Source organism: Oleiphilus sp. HI0061, from assembly GCF_001635675.1.
The window spans coordinates 1-558 of the sequence record NZ_LWFE01000632.1 but is presented as its reverse complement, the minus strand read 5'-3'; the positions used below and the strand labels follow the sequence as shown (position 1 = coordinate 558).

Here is a 558-nt window from a genome sequence, read left to right as displayed (position 1 = left end):
TAAAAACGAATATCGCCAATCTAGCTTTAAGTTTTGGAAAGATTACATGGCTTGCAGTCTTTCAGTGAGGGCTAAAAATGAGGCAGATAGACAAATTTCGTTAATGGCGTAAAATAGCGCGTTTTTTACAGGCTAGTTCTCTAAAGCGTGTTGGTGATAGAAGGGTGTTATGAAATCGCATAGTGTTGAAAAGATCGGTGGAACGTCAATGAGTGATTATGTCGCTATTCGCGATAATATAATCAGCAAACCCTCAAGAGAGGATACGATCTATCAGCGTGTATTTGTGGTTTCAGCGTATGGCGGCATGACAGACGCTTTGTTAGAGCACAAAAAGACTAGCCAGCCAGGAATCTATGCGTTATTTGCCAACGGCTTGAAAGACAAGAGTTGGCACCAGGCGCTGCAGCAAGTGAAAGCTGATATGCAGGCCATAAACGCAGGCTTATTTGGTGAAGGTGAGCTTTTGCAGCAGGCGAATAGTTTTATTGGCGAGCGTCTGGATGATGCAGAGCAGTGTCTTGTTGATCTTCAAAGACTTTGTCAACACGGGCATTT

1 pseudogene is annotated in these 558 nt (G+C 43.4%); it reads left to right on the top strand.

Annotation, left to right across the window (positions count from 1 at the left end):
• Positions 1-169: 169 nt before the first annotated feature.
• Positions 170-558 (top strand): annotated as a pseudogene (locus A3735_RS08065) (aspartate kinase); the annotation flags it as partial.